Origin of the sequence: Klebsiella sp. JN_Kp126 (assembly GCF_033843325.1) — a bacterium.
Taxonomy (GTDB): domain Bacteria; phylum Pseudomonadota; class Gammaproteobacteria; order Enterobacterales; family Enterobacteriaceae; genus Klebsiella; species Klebsiella michiganensis.
The window spans coordinates 24,694-40,703 of sequence record NZ_JAWXQV010000047.1 but is presented as its reverse complement, the minus strand read 5'-3'; the positions used below and the strand labels follow the sequence as shown (position 1 = coordinate 40,703).

The window sequence follows — 16,010 nt, the reverse complement described above, 5'->3', positions numbered from 1 at the left end:
GCTGCGTGTTAAATGCTTTTATTCGCCAAGCTTGGGTGAAAAAAAGCTAAATCAAACGCCGCGCGCCCGGCAGGCTGAAATGCATTCGATGCATCGGGATTATTCGCCTTACGCAATGGCGACGAAGGAGAAGTCACGTTTTGATAGCGGCATAACTTGCCGAAAAGTGGACCGATATGTCGCAGATGATCTTAAGAACCGATGCCCCAGGCAGGCCGGGCTTCAGGCTTAACGGCTGGCCGTGGCTGCTGCCTGCGTTACTGCTGCTGCTGTGGTACATCGCCGCCCGCGAACGATGGATGCCGGAGCAAATTTTGCCCGCGCCGTGGGTGGTTGCCGATACCGCGCTATCGCTGCTGAGCGGGGATCTGCTGGCGCAGTGGGGATTCAGCCTTCAGCATCTGGCGCTTGGCCTGCTGCTGGGCGCCATTGCTGGGACGCTGCTCGGCGCGCTGTTCGGCCTGGTGCCGGCCGCCGCGCAGCGGGTGGAACCGCTGTTCTACGCGCTGGCGCAAATCCCGACGCTCGGCTGGATCCCGCTGTTTATGGTGCTGTTCGGGATTGATAACGGCCTCAAGCTGGCGGTTATCATCAAAACCACCGTAGTGCCGATGACCATTAACACGCAGCAGGCGGTGGCCGGCGTGCCGCTGGCCCTGAGCGAAGCCGCAAAGGTGATGAACTTTTCCCGCTGGCAGCGGCTGCGCTGGCTGGTGATCCCCGCAAGCCTGCCGGGCTGGTTTACCGGCCTGCGTCTGGCGCTATCGCAGGCCTGGGTGTCGCTTATCGTCGTCGAACTGCTGGCCTCTTCAGAAGGCATTGGCTACCTGATGGTCTGGGGCCGCCAGCTGTTTCAGCTGGATATCGTCTTCGTCACCATTGCGGTCGTGGGGCTGAGCGGCATGCTGATGGAGTGGGCGGCGAACCGCGCCTGTGCCCGTCTGGTGTTCTGGCCGCAGCCTGCCGCCGGACGCCTGGCTTGGAAACCGCAGGCCAGCTGGCGGGCGCTGCAGCTGCCGCTGGTCCTGCTGGCGCTGTGGCAGCTGGCAAGCTCGTGGGGCTGGATCGATGGCGCGCTGTTCTCTTCGCCGCTGGCGGTGGCGACGCGTTTTATTCAGGGCGCCCTGAGCGGGGAGCTGACCGCGGCGATGCTCGCAAGCCTCGGGCGAGCCTTTGTCGGCGGCGCGCTGGGGATTGCGGGGGGCCTGCTCTGCGGACTGCTGCTGGCGCTGCGCCCGCGCGCCGGGCAAATCTTCACGCCCACGCTCAACGTGCTGCGCCATATCGCCCTGTTTGCCTGGCTGCCGCTGCTGACCGCATGGGTGGGCAACGATAACGGCGGCAAAATCGTTTTTATCGCGCTGGCGTCGTTCTTTCCGATGTTCTTCAGCACCCTGCAGGCCGTGCTTCAGCGTAACCCGCAGCTCGACGAAGTCGCCAGGGTACTGCGCCTGGGCGAGTTAGCGCGCCTGCGCAGGGTTATTCTTCCCGGCGCGGCGCCGGGGATCTTCGCCGGTCTGCGGCTGGCGCTGATTTACGCCTGGCTTGGCAATATCGGCGCGGAATATTTCATGTCCTCCGGCGTCGGCATCGGCAGCCTGATGATCAATGCCCAGCAGCTGCTGGATATGCCCACCATTCTCTGCGGCATGGTGCTGGTCGGTATCACCGGCGCGGCGCTGGATAAAGCCGGACGTTTACTGGAAATGCGCGCCACCCGCTGGCGTCAACAGGAGCAGCTATGACCTCTTCAACCCTGGTCTCTTTTCGCCACGTGCGTAAATCCTGGCAACAGGTGACGGCGCTACAGAATTTCAGCCTGGATATCGCCGCCGGTGAACTGGTGGCGCTGGTGGGCAGCAGCGGCTGCGGTAAATCGACGCTGCTGCGGATGCTGGTAGGCCTTGAATCAGCGACCCAGGGCGATATTTGCATTAACGGCGAGCCGGTCACCGGCGTGGGCAAAGAGCGCGGCATTGTGTTTCAGGAGCCACGCCTGTTTCCCTGGCTTAACGTGCTCGACAACGTGATGCTCGGCCTGGCGGATGAAAAGCTCAGCCGGGCGGCGAAGCGCCAGCGGGCGCTGGAAATGCTGGAGCGCGTGCAGCTCAGCGAATTCGTCAACGCGCTGCCCGCCCAGCTCTCCGGCGGCATGGCCCAGCGGGTGGCTATTGCCCGCGGCCTGGTGGCCCGTCCGCAGATCCTGATGCTCGACGAGCCTTTCGGCGCGCTGGATGCCCTGACGCGCCACACCCTGCAGCAGGAACTTTTACAGATCCACCAGCGCGCGGGAACCACCACGCTGCTGGTGACGCACGATGTGGAAGAAGCCGTCGCCCTGGCCGATCGCGTCGTCGTGCTTTCGCCGCGTCCGGGGCGGATACGGGAAGTGGTAAGCCTGGCGCTGCCCCATTCGCGCCAGCGCGATGATGCCGCGTTTATCGCCGCCTGCCGCCAGATTCGCAACCTGATTACTTCTGCCTGATTCTATTATTTAAGGAGCAACATATGGGACATCCTTCCGTCTACCCGACCGGCGCCACCCTCTACGATCCGCAGCGCGCCTGGAGCGGCTATACCCTTTTCCAGGCCACCGAACACGGCGCGGTGCTGGTGGACATGAACGGCCACGTGGTGCGCGAATGGCCTGAACTGCACGGGTTTCCCAATAAAATCCTGCCCGGCGGCGCAATCCTTGGTCACAGCGGCGAGCGCGACCCGCGCTACGGCATGCAGGATATGCTCGATCTGATCCAGGTGGACTGGGAAGGCAACGTCACCTGGAAATTCGACCGCTACGAGCAGGTGAGCGATCCCGGCAACGCCACGCGCTGGATGGCGCGCGCGCATCATGACTATCAGCGGGCGGGCAACCCGGTGGGCTATTACGCACCGGGGCTGGAGCCGCAGGTGGATGGCGGCAATACCCTGATCCTCGCCCACACCAATCTGGTGAATGAAGCGATCTCCGACAAGCTGCTGCTGGACGACACCATTATTGAAGTCGACTGGCAGGGTAACGTGGTGTGGGAGTGGCGCTGCAGCGACCATTTTCACGAGCTGGGCTTCGACGATGCGGCGCGCACCGCGCTCTACAACAACCCGAATATGCGCGCCAGCGGCGGCGGAATGGGCGACTGGATGCATATCAACTCGATGTCGGCGCTGGGGCCGAATAAGTGGTACGACGCCGGCGATACGCGTTTTCATCCCGACAACATTATCTGGGACGCCCGCGAATCCAACATTATTGCCATTATCGACAAACAGAGCGGCAAGATCGTCTGGCAGCTGGGCCCGGACTACAGCAAACCGGAGCTGAAGCACATCGGCTGGATCATCGGCCAGCACCATGCGCATATGATCCCGCAGGGGCTGCCGGGCGCGGGCAATATCCTGATTTTCGATAACGGCGGCTGGGCCGGATACGGCGCGCCGAATCCGGCGTCGGCGGATGGGGTGAAAAACGCCTGGCGCGATTATTCACGGATCCTGGAGATCAACCCGCTGACTCTCGATATCGAATGGCGCTACTCGCCCTATGAAGCGGATCTGCCGCAGCCAACCGATTCGTACCGCTTTTACAGTCCGTACATCAGCAATATGCAGCGCCTGGAAAACGGCAATACCCTGATTAACGAAGGATCTAACGGGCGCATTTTCGAAGTGACCCGCGACCACGAGATCGTCTGGGAATATATTTCGCCGTTCTGGGGCAAGACCCTGAACAACAATATGGTCTATCGCGCCTACCGCATTCCCTACGGCTGGATCCCGCAGCTGGCGCAGCCGCAGGAGACGCCCATTGCGGCGGTCGATGTACGAACCCTGCGCCAGCCCGGCGCGGCGGCGGCCGGTCCGGCGCAGAGCGTGGTGCGGGTGGCGGGCGTACAGCCGTACAGTAAAAGCGCCGATGCGCTGTGCGTGGCAACCGATAACGATACCCTGCGCCGCAGTCCGAAGCTGTTCCGCGTCGCGGAAAGCGCGTTCACGCCGATAAGCGCGGCGGGCGAGCTGGAGAGCGAACGGCCGGTTCTGCTGTTCGTCGGCGCGGAACGCTGCGTGCACTGCCGCAAGCTCTGGCAGCTGCTGGCGTATGAAAAGCTCAGCCCGCGGCTTGCTCAGCTGGATACGCGCTATCTGGATGCCGACCGGCATCAGGATCTGGCGGGCGACCTCGGCGTGCGCGGCCTGCCGACGCTGCTGCTGATTAAACCGGGGCAGCCAGTATCGCGCGCGCCTGCGCAGCTCTCGGTGGACACGCTGCTCGACTGGCTGCATCGCGCAGCCGGGTAATCCGCGACTACGGCGGGCTGGCGTGTGCCGGTCCGCCGTTTATCTGGCGGATAAACGCCATCGGCGAATAGCCCATCGCTTTGCGGAACATCGCGGTAAAGGCGGCCGGATACTCATAGCCCAGACTGAGCGCGACTTCGGTAACCGAACGCCCCTCGCGCAGCGCCGTCATGGCGTACATCAGGCATGCCTGCTGGCGCCAGTCGCAAAACGCCATCCCGGTCTCCCGGCGAAACAGACGATTAAACGTGCGTACGCTTTTACTCAGTTTTTGCGCCCACTGCTGTGGCGTACTGCGGATGCTCGGCTGGTGCTGAAAATCGCCGCATAGCGCCGCGAGGTGGCTGTTCTGCGGAAGCGGCGTAAACATCGGCAGCGGCGCGGCGGCGCGCAGTTCATGGAGCAGCAGCGCAATCAGGGCGGCATCGCGCCCGCTCTCGTCATACAGCAGCGGTAGCTGACAGGCGGCCAGCAGCAGCTGATGGGTCAGCGGAGAAACCTGTAAGACTTCGCAGCGTTCGCTTTCCCGCGGGGCGTCCCGCGCGTCAATATACAGGCTGTGGGTGCTGACGCCGGGCATCCAGACGCGATGCGGTTTCGTCGCCGGGATCCAGACCCCGCTGAACGGCGGCACCAGCCACTGGCCGTCGTCCGTTTCGATCTTCATTAATCCGTGCATGGCGTACAGAAACTGCGCCCGGCGGTGGCTATGTCGCTCCAGAAGCGTGTTGGGCGGATAGTCGCTGCCCAGCGCCAGCACCCGGCGAGGAAGATGGTCGACGTCATTAATCGCAACGTTGCGCATGAAGATAGTCCTGGCTGAAATTCGTAATAGATTGGCTTTAAAGCGTAAGCCGGCCACGGCGTTATTCTATATCGTTACCTCCTTTTGTGGAGGAGTGCGAATGAGCGACTGGCTTTTTCTGTGCGGCATACTATCGGGCGTGACCACCTGGCTCTTTGGTTTCGGCGGCGGTTTCGTTACCGTCCCGCTGCTCTATTTCCTGGTGACCGGCGCGTGGGGCGCGCAAAGCGTCGTCGGGCAACAGGCGATGCACATCGCCGTCGCCACCTCGGCGCTGGTCATGCTTTGCTCCGCGCTGCTGGCGAGCTGGCGACACGCGCGTACCGGTACCCTCCGCTGGCGCCGCTTATGGGCCATGCTCACCGGCATTGCCGTTGGCGGAACGGCGGGCGCGCTGCTGGCGCTTGAGGCGAGCGGGGCGTGGATCCGCTGGCTGTTCGTTATCTACCTGCTGGCAACCGTTGCCGATTGCTACCTTCGCGCCGGATTTATGACCCCGCCATCCCGCCGGGTGATACCGACGGTGCCGCATGAGCTAACGGTAGGGGGGATCATTGGCCTGATCGCCTCTTTTCTCGGCGTGGGTGGAAGCGTGATGACCGTCCCTCTGATGCGCCGTCGCGGCGTGCTGATGGCTGAAGCTGCAGGGATGGCCAACGTATTGACGCTGCCGCTGGCGGCAACGGCGACGCTAACCTGGCTGTTGATGGCCTGGCTCTCGCCGGTGGCGTTACCGAATGGGTTTGTCGGCAATATCTGGCTGTCGGCGGCGGCGCAGCTGGTGGCGGGAAGCTGGCTGGGGTTAAAAATCGCCTCCCGCTGGCTGGCGCGTTTACCGGACCGCTGGCATGTGCGAATTTATCCGCTATTGCTGATTGCCGTACTGCTGGTGATGAGCGTGTGGGGATAATGAGGGACGCGGCGCTGCGCATCCATCCGAGCGTTTTGCCCGGGTCATTCTGCTGTCATTTTTCTTGCGCATGCTCTCGCCAGACGCCGTGGCCGATAAAGGAAAATAAACGATGGGTAAAACGCTGACCATTTTCGATCTGGATAATACGTTAATTAAGGGCGACAGCAGTACGCTGTGGAGCCGCTTTATGGTGCGCGAAGGCTGGGTAAACGATCCCGATTACCTGGCGCGGGAAGCGATGCTGATGGACGACTACGACCGCGGCGAAATGAATATCGCCGATTATGTGGCTCTGATTCAGGCGCCGCTGATTGGCGTCGCAAAGCGGGAGGTGGACGCGCTGCTGGCGCGCTGCGTGCGCGACGAAATTATGCCGCGCGTGTATCCCCAGGCGTGGGATCTGATTCGGACTTTACAGGCTAAAGGCGAGCAGATGCTGGTGATCTCGGCCTCGGTCAGCCTGCTGGTGCAGGCGGTGGCGGCGCAGCTGGGTATCGAACAGGCGCTGGGGATTGACGTTGAGATGGCCGACGGCGGCTATAGCGGCGTGATTGCCGGTACGCCGAGCTATCAGCAGGGGAAGGTGGTGCGCCTGGCGCAGTGGCAACAGGCGCATCCTGAATACTCGGGGGAGGTGACCTTCTACACCGACTCGATCAACGACCTGCCGCTGTGCCTGCATGCCGATCGCGTACGGCTGGTCAATCCGTGCCCGCAGCTGGCGGCGGCGAACGCGCAGCACCAGTGGCCGGTGCTGGCGTGGCGGCTGTGATTTTTCCCCCGGGTCGCGGCGTAAACGCCTTACCCGGGCTACTTTTTCGTGCCGTTTGGGTAGCCCGGACAGGTGCGCAGCACCGCCTCCCGGGAAAAACTAATCAGCTTTAAACAGCGGCACCGCGCTGCCGCCGATATAGCGGCGGCGCAGCCAGGCGGACAGCGTATCCATCGCCATCACCACCGCCACCAGCAGCAGGGTAATAAACATCACTACGTCCCAGTTCCACAGACGCATATTTTCCGCATAAATCAGGCCAATGCCTCCCGCGCCGACAAAGCCGAGCACCGCGGCGGAACGGGTATTCGATTCAATCTGATACAGGCTCAGCGCCAGGAACGTCGGGAAAGACTGGGTAAAAATGCTGAAACGGTGCTTCTGCAAACCGTTCGCCCCCACCGCCGTCAGGCCGCGTCCCGGCGAGCGGTCAACCGCCTCGTGTCCCTCTGCGTACAGTCGGCCCAGCAGCCCGGTATCCTGCATAATTATCGCCAGCACCCCGGCCAGCGGCCCGAGCCCCACGGCGCGGACAAAAATCAGCCCCCAGATAGCCATATCGATACCGCGCAGCACGTCGAACAACCGGCGCATCAGCAGGGCGATCGTTCCCGGAATCACGCCGCGCATAATATTCCGCGCCGCCAGAAACGAGAGCAGCAGGGCGATGACCGTCGCGGTAAGCGTCCCGGCGAAAACAATCGCCAGGGTAATGGCGATTTGCGTGAAGTAATAGCGAAACGGCCAGTTGAAAAAATCGTGCCAGACGAACATCCGTAGCAGATAGCGGCTGATTTGCTGCAGCCCCGTGGCGAGCTGCTCACCGCTGATGCCGAACTGCATAAAGAACCAGACATAGTAGAGGGCGCTGGCCAGCGTCAGCAGGCCGACGTAGCGCAGATAGCGCCCCTGGGCCTGGTATAAATGCCGATGCTGGCGACGGCTGGCGGCGATATCCGGTTGATTTTGCCACTGACTCATTTTTTCCCCTCCAGAACCCACTGCCGCAGGCGGCCGGATAGCATATCCAGCAGCGATACCACGATAATAATCAACAGCAGCGTGATGCTGACCTGATCGTACCGGTCCAGTTTGATATTGGTCATCAGCTCCTGGCCGATGCCGCCCGCGCCCACCAGCCCGAGGATCGTTGAGGAGCGGAAGTTAATTTCGAGGCGCATAAAGCCGTAGGAGAGAAAGATGGGTTTCATCTGCGGCCACAGGGCAAAGCGGATACGCTGCAGATGCGACGCGCCGCAGGCGGCCAGGCCGCGTACCGGTTTATCCTGGGCGCTCTCTACCGCTTCATAGTACAGCTTGGTCAGGCTACCGATGGTGTGGAGCATTAATGCCAGAAAGCCGGGGATCGCCCCGATACCAAAAGCCATCACGAAGATCACCGCCCACGCCAGCTCCGGCATGGTGCGCAGAAAAGCCACCAGCACGCGGACGGCAAAACGCAGTGGGGCAGGGGACCAGGCGTTGTTGGCCGCAACGAACGCCAGCAGGGTGGCAATCGCCACCGCCACCAGCGTGGACGCCAGCGCCAGCTGCAGCGTTTCCCAGATAAGCGGCAGCTGAATGGGCAGACGATAGCCCCAGTAAGCCAGAGAGCCTTTAGTGTGCGAATCGGCAAACAGGTCGGCGACGTGCAGCGTCGGCAGCGTCTCAAACATGTAATCGAGAAAATTGGGCAGCGAGTGCCAGATAGTAAAGAGATTAAACTCGGCCATACTGCCGGCGGCAAAATAGAGCGCCAGCAGCAGCAGGGACCAGCTAAAGGTGTCGCGCTTTTGCCGCGAGCGGACCTGCTGGTAATAGCGTTCGAATTCGGTATGGGTATTATTCATGCGTCGCTGTGTCTTCAACGAGTCGCCGCCGCCCGCGAGACTGGCCGGGCGACGGCGCCAGGGCGGGATTAACGCGCGGTAACCAGTTCGCGTTTCATATCAATGATCTGCTGGAAATCGGCTACGCTGCCCGGGCCGATATGCTGCGTGCCGCCCATCGCTTTGATAAAGCAGGCGTGATCGTCGGTATCCAGCTTTTTAATCGCGGTGACGACTTTGGCCTTAAAGTCAGCAGGCAGGGAATTGCTGACCAGGATTGGGCCGTTCGGGATCAGCGGCGATTGCCATATAATGCGGATTTGCTTCATCAAATCCGGGTGATCCATGCGAATCAGTCGGTTGAAGGCGCCGACGCTGTAGCCGCTATTATAATCACCCACCATCGAGGTCCAGGTCACCGCGCCGGCAAACTGACCGTTCAGCACGCCCAGAATATCCTGCTCGTGGCCGCCGGAGAAGGTCACGCTGGAGAAGAAGTTATTATATTTATTATCCGAGGTGCCGCCGAACTGCTGTTTAAAGGCGTGGTTGGGAATTAAAAAGCCGGAAGTGGAGTCCGGATCGGCGAAGCCAAACGCTTTGCCTTTCAGATCTTCTAACTTTTTATATGGACTGTCGGCTTTGACAATCACCACCGAGTGATAGCCGCGGGACTGATCTTTATCATCTACGGCAATTCCGACAATATCGACGGCTTTAGGGTTGTTAATATAAACGGAAGCGTATGATGACGGCGACATACTTAAGACCACGTCAACTTTTCCGCCCAGCAATCCCTGAATCACGCCGGAATAGTCGGAAGAGTTACGTAATTTTGTATCGACCTTCAGCTCCTTATCAAGAAACTGTTTAACGCACTGGTTATCACCAATTTGTTGGGTTGCGTTCTGACCGCCAAGGATGCCAAGATTTAATTCCTTCGGCTGTTCAGCAGCGCTTGCCTGCCACGCCATCATAATGCCTGCAACCGCTGCGGATAAACGAACTGCGCCAGTGATGTACTTTTTCATTATTTTGCCCGTGTGAGTGAAATTTAATGCAATTGGCTAATTTCATCGCCGTACAGCCGATGCAGAATATCCTGATTCAGCTGCGTGGGATGATCGTCAAAAATAATCTTGCCCTTGGCTACGCCGATGACCCGCGTGCAATATTCACGCACCAGCTCCACCGAATGCAGGTTTACCATCACGCTGATACCCTGTTCGCTAATTTCGCGAAGGACATTCATAATCCGCTGCGTATTTTTCGGGTCGAGAGAAGCGACCGGTTCATCGGCCAGCAAAATACCCGGGTTTTGCATCAGCGCCCGGCAAATCGCCACACGCTGCATCTGCCCGCCGGAGAGGTTTTCCGCCCGCTGTAGCGCATGCGGCAGCATATTCATCCATTCCAGCAGGGAGATGGCGCGGGCGCGGTCCGCGTCGGGGAAAACTTTGAATAATGATTTCAGGGTGGAGGTCTGGCTCAGGCGACCCAGCAGCACGTTGGTCAAAACGTCGAGACGCGGGACCAGGCAGAAATCCTGAAAGATCATGCCGCACTGGCTGCGCCAGGCGTTTAGCGCGCGGCCCGACAGCTTTGATACGTCCTGCGGCGTACCCACTTCCGGATAGCTGAGGATCTCGCCGCCGCTGGCGCTGTGGGTACCGTTCAGTACGTGCAGAAGCGTTGACTTTCCGGCGCCGGAGCGGCCAATGACGCCAACCAGCTCGCCCGCATGAAGATCGAAACTGATGCCGTCCAGTACGGTTTGCTGCGCGCTGTAGGATTTGCTCAGGTTGCGTACGCTCAGGACCTTACGCTGCCGGTCGATAAAGGGCGGCGTAAACGGTTGATAATCGGTTTCTGCCACCGCAGCCAGGGAACTGTTCATAAATGCGTCCAGGTTCGTCAGTAAACTGGGCACTATTAATGGTGTTTTATATGACTGCTGGATGACAGTAAGGCGAACAAATAGTGAACGGATGCGAAAGCTGGCCTATTTGTTGGAAAAAAAGTTCGTCATAGATCACACTTTTGCATCAGCAATCGGGCATCTGAGAATACTCTGCCTACCTTTAATACGCGATAGCGCATGAGATTAATAATGATACGTATTTCATCTGATAAAGATGACGCGTTTTATGCGACATTAGCCGGGGAATGCTATCGCCGCGGGTACAACGGGACGACTCTGGACGTTCGTGCAATTCTTATACCTGAGTCGGTTTAATCGAGTAGATAATCTTCAGGTACTGGATTACGATTCGCGGCGGAAAATTTTTAGTCGGCGACTATCCCTTTTGTGCGGCGTGTAATTCCATTATTTACGCTAATTAATGAAATTAACCACTGATTTTGTGTTGTTTATTAGTTTTATATTCTTCTTTTTTGAATTTGTTCGGTTTTTTCGCTTTTTTAAATAAAAGGGCGATTAAGAATAGTCTTAACAGCTAATGGCTAAGATCCTGGAACATATAATATTCACTTAAGAATCTACGCATGTCACTACAATAACCATATGAAAAACAATGGTTTTTGTGTTTAACTCAATATCCTTATTTTTATTCTTCTGGCTTAAATTGACCTGGTCGGTAATTAGCCCTTTGCGCACTTATTGACACACATAGCGAAAAATCCTAAATTTGGTAACACAAGACACAAGCAAGTCATTTAGTGTTCTTTGTTTCCGGCAATACTGTTTTGAATTTTGATTGAATATATTAAAGAGGGAATTTGCTGACTTAGACTTTGCAGGCCTGGGCTATCAGCAGTGTTGTGATACGTTCAAGATTTCCAGGACTATGGGGTTTAACTTTATATGGATTATAAATATTCTTTGGACCAGTGCATCTGGCCAGCTCATGACAGCTATTTTTTAAAAGGACTCGCTGAGCTAATTATTGATATTGATGACCTGATTTACCTGTCGCTTGAAAAGGTACGCCGGGAGTTTGTATTTATTAATCTTAGCGCTAGTTCGCTGAATTATTTTATCCGCCGCGATAGCGAGTGGCTGGCTGAAATGAAAGGCAAGCAAATTGTATTAATTGCCGCGAGGCGCTCGGAAGCGCTGGCCAACTACTGGTATTACAATGGTGCTATTCGTGGCGTGGTCTATGTGGACTTAGCCAAGGATATTCGTCAGGAGCTGGCATACGTTATCAACGGCCGTTTTCTTCGTAAAGATATAAAGAAAGACAAAATTACCAACAGGGAAATGCAAATAATTCGGATGACGGCACAGGGAATGCACCCGAAATCTATTGCCAAGATTGAAAATTGTAGTGTGAAAACGGTTTATACCCATCGGCGAAATGCCGAGGCCAAACTGTATTCAAAGATATATAAGTTAGCGCTGTAATTAGTAATAAACGTTGTTTTTAAAATTGTGCACCAGGTCGTAACACCCAAAATAATTTGCGTCGCAGATAATAATGATGCGGCCTGAACTATGGCGGGAATGCACACAGACGTGGGACATCAGGTCCCTTAATAAACTCAGGATGAAAAAGCTATGAAAAAAAAGGTTCTTGCAATTGCTCTGGTAACCGCGTTTGCCGGTATGGGTGTCGCTCAGGCAGCTGACGTTACTGCTCAGGCAGTCGCTACCTGGTCCGCAACCGCCAAAAAAGACACTACCAGCAAGCTGGTGGTGACTCCGCTGGGCAGCCTGGCTTTCCAGTATGCCGAAGGGGTTAAAGGCTTTAACTCACAGAAAGGCCTGTTTGATGTGGCTATCGAAGGTGACGCCACCGCGACCGCATTCAAGCTGACCTCTCGTCTGATCACCAATACCCTGACTCAGCTGGATACCTCTGGTTCCACCCTGAGCGTGGGCGTTGACTACAACGGCGCAGCGGTCGAAAAAACGGCTGACACCACTATGATCGACACCGCGGCGGGCACCCTGGGCGGCAACCTCAGCGCGCTGTCTAACGGCTATAACGTCGCCGGTCGCACCACCGCTCAGGACGGCTTCACGTTCTCCATCATCAGCGGCACCACCGATGGCACCACTGCCGTTACTGACTACAGCACGCTGCCGGAAGGTATCTGGAGCGGCGACGTCAGCGTACAGTTCGACGCGACCTGGACCAGCTGATCCTCTCGTAGCACCAGGCAGGGGGGCTCCCCCTGCCTTATTTCACGGATTGAATTCATATGAAAAAACACATTCTGGCCATCAGCCTGTTGCTCAGCACAATGACGCCAGCCCTGGCGCTGGATGTGGGCGATATCTCTTCATTTATGAACAGCGGCAGCAGCACGCTGAGCAAAGAGATCAAGAACACGACCGACAGCGGTCGCTTAATTAACATCCATATGGAACGCCTCTCTTCGCCGCTGGACGGTGGCAAGGTGATCCCGATGGATAAGCAGGACGAGATTTTACTGACCCCCGCCAGTCTGCTGCTGCCCGCGAAGGCCAGCGACGTGATCCGCTTTTTCTACAAAGGCCCGGCGGACGATAAAGAACGCTATTACCGCATTGTCTGGTTCGATCAGGCGCTCAGCGATGCCCAGCGCAATGGCTCGACCCGCAGCGCGGTAGCGACGGCCTCGGCGCGGATCGGCACCATCCTGGTGGTCGCGCCAAGAAAAGCCAATTTCCGCTATCAGTACGCCAACGGCACGCTGGTCAATACCGGTAACGCGACGTTGCGCATTCTTGCCTACGGCCCGTGTCTGAAGCCGGCTGACGGTAAAGAGTGCAAGGAAAATTATTTCCTGATGCCGGGAAAAGAACGGCGCTTCACGCGCGTGAATGTGGCGGATAAAAAAGGACGGGTCGCGCTCTGGCAGGGCGAGCAGTTTGTTCCCGTGAAATAGACATTTCTTCTGACGGATCAACATTATGGCTCTACCAGGGAACGCTCCAGGATTAAAAACACTCCTTGCCTCCGGCATGGTCATTTTGCTGGTTCCGTTTAGCGTCACTGCCGCCACCGACAAAGTACAGCAAATCGGCGGCGTGATTATCCCTCAGGCCTTCAGCCAGGCGCTGCAGGACGGAATGAGCATCCCACTGTTTATTCATCTTGAAGGCAGCACCGGTACCCAGGACGATCAGCGGATCGGCAATGCCTTTATCTGGCTGGATAATGGCGTTCTGCGCGTTCGGCAGATTCAGCTGGAAGAAAACGATAATAACGCCACCGTCAGCGAGCAGACCCGCAAACAGCTGACCGCGCTGGCCAATGAAGCTTTCAGCAAAGATCTTAACATTAGCCTGACGGATGACGCCCGGCTACAGCTCAGCCTGCGCCAGCTGCTTCTGCAGCTGGTGGTAAAAAAAGAGGCGCTGGGTACGGTGCTGCGCTCGCGCAGCGAAGATATCGGTCAGTCCAGCGTCAACACCCTTAGCAGCACCCTGAACTATAACCTCGGGGTCTATAACAACCAGATGCGCAACGGCGGCAATAACACCTCCAGCTATCTGTCGCTGAACAACGTCACCGCGCTGCGCGAGCACCACGTGGTGCTGGACGGCTCGCTTTACGGTATTGGCTCCGGCAATCAGGACAGCGACGTCTATAAAGCGATGTATGAACGCGACTTTGCCGGTCACCGCTTTGCGGGCGGGATGCTGGATACCTGGAATTTACAGTCCCTTGGCCCGATGACCGCCGTTTCGGCAGGGAAGATCTACGGCGCTTCGTGGGGCAACCAGGCCAGTTCGACGGTGTTCGATAACACCCAGTCGGCCACCCCGGTGGTCGCCTTTTTACCCGCCGCCGGGGAAGTCCATCTGACCCGCGACGGACGCCTGATGAGCGTGCAGAACTTTGCCATGGGTAACCATGAAGTCGACACCCGCGGCCTGCCGTACGGGATTTATGATGTCGATGTTGAAGTGATTGTGAACGGCCGGGTGGTCAGCAAACGCACCCAGCGGGTCAATAAATTGTTCAGCCGCGGACGCGGCGCCGGCGCGCCGCTGGCCTGGCAATTCTGGGGCGGCAGCTTCCATATGGATCGCTGGTCCGAAAGCGGTAAAAAAACGCTTCCGGCAAAAGATAGCTGGCTGGCGGGGGCCTCGGCCTCCGGGTCGTTCAGTACCTTAAGCTGGGCGGCCACCGGCTACGGCTATGATAACAACGCCGTCGCCGAGACGCGCCTGACCCTGCCGATCACCGAGTCCATTAACGTGAACCTGCAGAATATGCTGGCCAGCGACAGCTCCTGGAGTAGCATCGGCAGCATCAGCGCCACGCTGCCCGGCGGCTTTAGTTCGGTGTGGGTCAACCAGGAAAAAACGCAGATTGGCGACCGGATACGGCGCAGTAATGCCGACAACCGGGCCATCGGCGGCACGCTGAACCTCAATTCACTCTGGTCAAAGCTGGGTACCTTCAGCGTCAGCTATAACGACGACCGCCGCTATAACAGCCATTACTACACGGCGGATTACTACCAGACGCTTTACACCGGCTCATGGGGATCGCTGGGCCTGCGCGCGGGCGTACAGCGCTTTAATAACGGCGACAGCAGCGCCAGCACCGGGAAATATATTGCGCTCGATTTCTCGCTGCCGCTCGGCAACTGGTTCAGCGCCGGGATGACGCACCAGAACGGTTACACCATGGCCAACCTGTCGGCGCGTAAACAGTTTGATGAAGGCAGTATTCGCACCATCGGCGCGAACGTTTCGCGCGCCATTTCCGGCGATACCGGCGATGACAAAACCCTCAGCGGCGGCGCGTATGCTCAATTTGATACCCGCTACTCCACCGGCACGCTGAATGTGAACAGCGGCGTGGATGGCTATGTGAACACCAACCTGACCGCCAACGGCAGCGTGGGCTGGCAGGGGAAAAATATCGCCGCCAGCGGCCGCACCGACGGCAACGCCGGGGTGATTTTCAAAACCGGCCTTGAGGATGACGGCAAGCTCAGCGCCAAGGTTAACGGCCGCATTGTGCAGCTCTCCGGCAACCGTAATTACCTGCCGCTGTCGCCGTACAGCCGTTATGAAGTGGAGCTGCAGAACAGTAAAAACTCGCTCGATAGCTACGATATCGTGACCGGGCGTAAGAGCCAGTTGACCCTTTATCCGGGCAACGTGGCGGTGATTGAGCCGGAAGTGAAGCAGATGGTGACGGTCTCCGGGCGTATCCGCGCGGAAGACGGCACGCTGCTGGCTAACGCGCGGATTAATAACCATATCGGTCGTACCCGCACCGATGAGAACGGTGAGTTTGTGATGGACGTGGATAAAAAATATCCCACCATCGATTTCAGTTACGGTAAAAACCAGAGCTGCGAAGTGGCGCTGGAGCTGAGCCAGGCGCGCGGCGCGGTGTGGGTGGGCGATGTGGTCTGTAGCGGCCTCTCCACCTATGCCCGCACGCAGCAGACAGGAGAAGGTAATGAAAGCTAAATGGCTGG

General features: G+C 58.0%; 14 protein-coding genes. 9 read left to right on the top strand and 5 right to left on the bottom strand.

Annotated elements, in window-relative coordinates; genetic code table 11:
* The first annotated feature begins 176 nt into the window (after nt 1-176).
* Genes SIK97_RS06740 through SIK97_RS06730 form a run of 3 tightly spaced genes read left to right on the top strand, consistent with a single transcriptional unit; the run spans nt 177 to nt 4,296 of the window.
* Nucleotides 177-1,745: an ABC transporter permease gene (locus SIK97_RS06740; protein ID WP_057173917.1), complete on the top strand. Its 1,569-nt coding sequence runs from the start codon at nt 177-179 to the stop codon at nt 1,743-1,745.
* Entirely contained in the window at nt 1,742-2,485 is a 744-nt protein-coding gene (locus SIK97_RS06735; RefSeq protein WP_057173916.1) for an ABC transporter ATP-binding protein, read from the top strand. Before SIK97_RS06740 ends, SIK97_RS06735 begins: the two co-directional genes overlap by 4 nt.
* A gap of 23 nt (nt 2,486-2,508) precedes the next feature.
* The gene (locus SIK97_RS06730; RefSeq protein WP_057173915.1) at nt 2,509-4,296 is read left to right on the top strand and encodes an aryl-sulfate sulfotransferase; all 1,788 of its coding nucleotides are present in this window, start codon (nt 2,509-2,511) and stop codon (nt 4,294-4,296) included.
* Between the two features lie 7 nt (nt 4,297-4,303).
* Here SIK97_RS06730 and SIK97_RS06725 read toward each other — a convergent pair whose 3' ends face one another.
* Entirely contained in the window at nt 4,304-5,101 is a 798-nt protein-coding gene (locus SIK97_RS06725) for an AraC family transcriptional regulator (RefSeq protein WP_057173914.1), read from the bottom strand.
* Nucleotides 5,102-5,201: 100 nt separating this feature from the next.
* Here SIK97_RS06725 and SIK97_RS06720 point away from each other — a divergent pair, with 100 nt between their 5' ends.
* Together SIK97_RS06720 and SIK97_RS06715 are read left to right on the top strand one after the other, a co-directional pair.
* Nucleotides 5,202-6,011 carry a sulfite exporter TauE/SafE family protein gene (locus tag SIK97_RS06720; protein ID WP_047724339.1) on the top strand — a complete coding sequence of 270 codons (810 nt, stop codon included), beginning with the start codon at nt 5,202-5,204 and terminating at the stop codon, nt 6,009-6,011.
* A 112-nt stretch (nt 6,012-6,123) separates the two neighbouring features.
* On the top strand, nt 6,124-6,786 hold the full coding sequence (locus SIK97_RS06715) for an HAD family hydrolase (protein WP_025107220.1): 663 nt from the start codon (nt 6,124-6,126) through the stop codon (nt 6,784-6,786).
* Between the two features lie 99 nt (nt 6,787-6,885).
* Here SIK97_RS06715 and phnE (SIK97_RS06710) read toward each other — a convergent pair whose 3' ends face one another.
* The 4 genes from phnE (SIK97_RS06710) to phnC form a co-directional block, all read right to left on the bottom strand.
* Nucleotides 6,886-7,767, bottom strand: a complete 882-nt coding sequence (gene phnE / locus SIK97_RS06710) for a phosphonate ABC transporter, permease protein PhnE (protein WP_032748154.1) — start codon at nt 7,765-7,767, stop codon at nt 6,886-6,888.
* The gene (gene phnE / locus SIK97_RS06705) at nt 7,764-8,636 is read right to left on the bottom strand and encodes a phosphonate ABC transporter, permease protein PhnE (RefSeq protein WP_057173913.1); all 873 of its coding nucleotides are present in this window, start codon (nt 8,634-8,636) and stop codon (nt 7,764-7,766) included. The genes phnE (SIK97_RS06710) and phnE (SIK97_RS06705) overlap by 4 nt, the downstream gene beginning before the upstream one ends.
* 68 nt (nt 8,637-8,704) lie before the next feature.
* Nucleotides 8,705-9,646: a phosphonate ABC transporter substrate-binding protein gene (gene phnD, locus SIK97_RS06700; RefSeq protein ID WP_009654530.1), complete on the bottom strand. Its 942-nt coding sequence runs from the start codon at nt 9,644-9,646 to the stop codon at nt 8,705-8,707.
* Between the two features lie 23 nt (nt 9,647-9,669).
* Nucleotides 9,670-10,512: a phosphonate ABC transporter ATP-binding protein gene (gene phnC / locus SIK97_RS06695; protein ID WP_014228100.1), complete on the bottom strand. Its 843-nt coding sequence runs from the start codon at nt 10,510-10,512 to the stop codon at nt 9,670-9,672.
* Nucleotides 10,513-11,439: 927 nt separating this feature from the next.
* Here phnC and ecpR point away from each other — a divergent pair.
* The 4 genes from ecpR (at nt 11,440) to SIK97_RS06675 (ending at nt 16,002) form a co-directional block, all read left to right on the top strand.
* On the top strand, nt 11,440-11,982 hold the full coding sequence (gene ecpR / locus SIK97_RS06690; protein WP_014228101.1) for an ECP biosynthesis operon DNA-binding transcriptional regulator EcpR: 543 nt from the start codon (nt 11,440-11,442) through the stop codon (nt 11,980-11,982).
* A 153-nt stretch (nt 11,983-12,135) separates the two neighbouring features.
* On the top strand, nt 12,136-12,723 hold the full coding sequence (ecpA, locus tag SIK97_RS06685; RefSeq protein ID WP_004848092.1) for a common pilus major fimbrillin subunit EcpA: 588 nt from the start codon (nt 12,136-12,138) through the stop codon (nt 12,721-12,723).
* Between the two features lie 59 nt (nt 12,724-12,782).
* Nucleotides 12,783-13,451 (top strand): hypothetical protein, encoded by a 669-nt coding sequence (locus SIK97_RS06680; RefSeq protein WP_004848094.1) that lies wholly within the window; start codon nt 12,783-12,785, stop codon nt 13,449-13,451.
* Nucleotides 13,452-13,476: 25 nt separating this feature from the next.
* Nucleotides 13,477-16,002 carry a fimbrial biogenesis outer membrane usher protein gene (locus tag SIK97_RS06675; protein WP_014228104.1) on the top strand — a complete coding sequence of 842 codons (2,526 nt, stop codon included), beginning with the start codon at nt 13,477-13,479 and terminating at the stop codon, nt 16,000-16,002.
* Nucleotides 16,003-16,010: the final 8 nt, after the last annotated feature.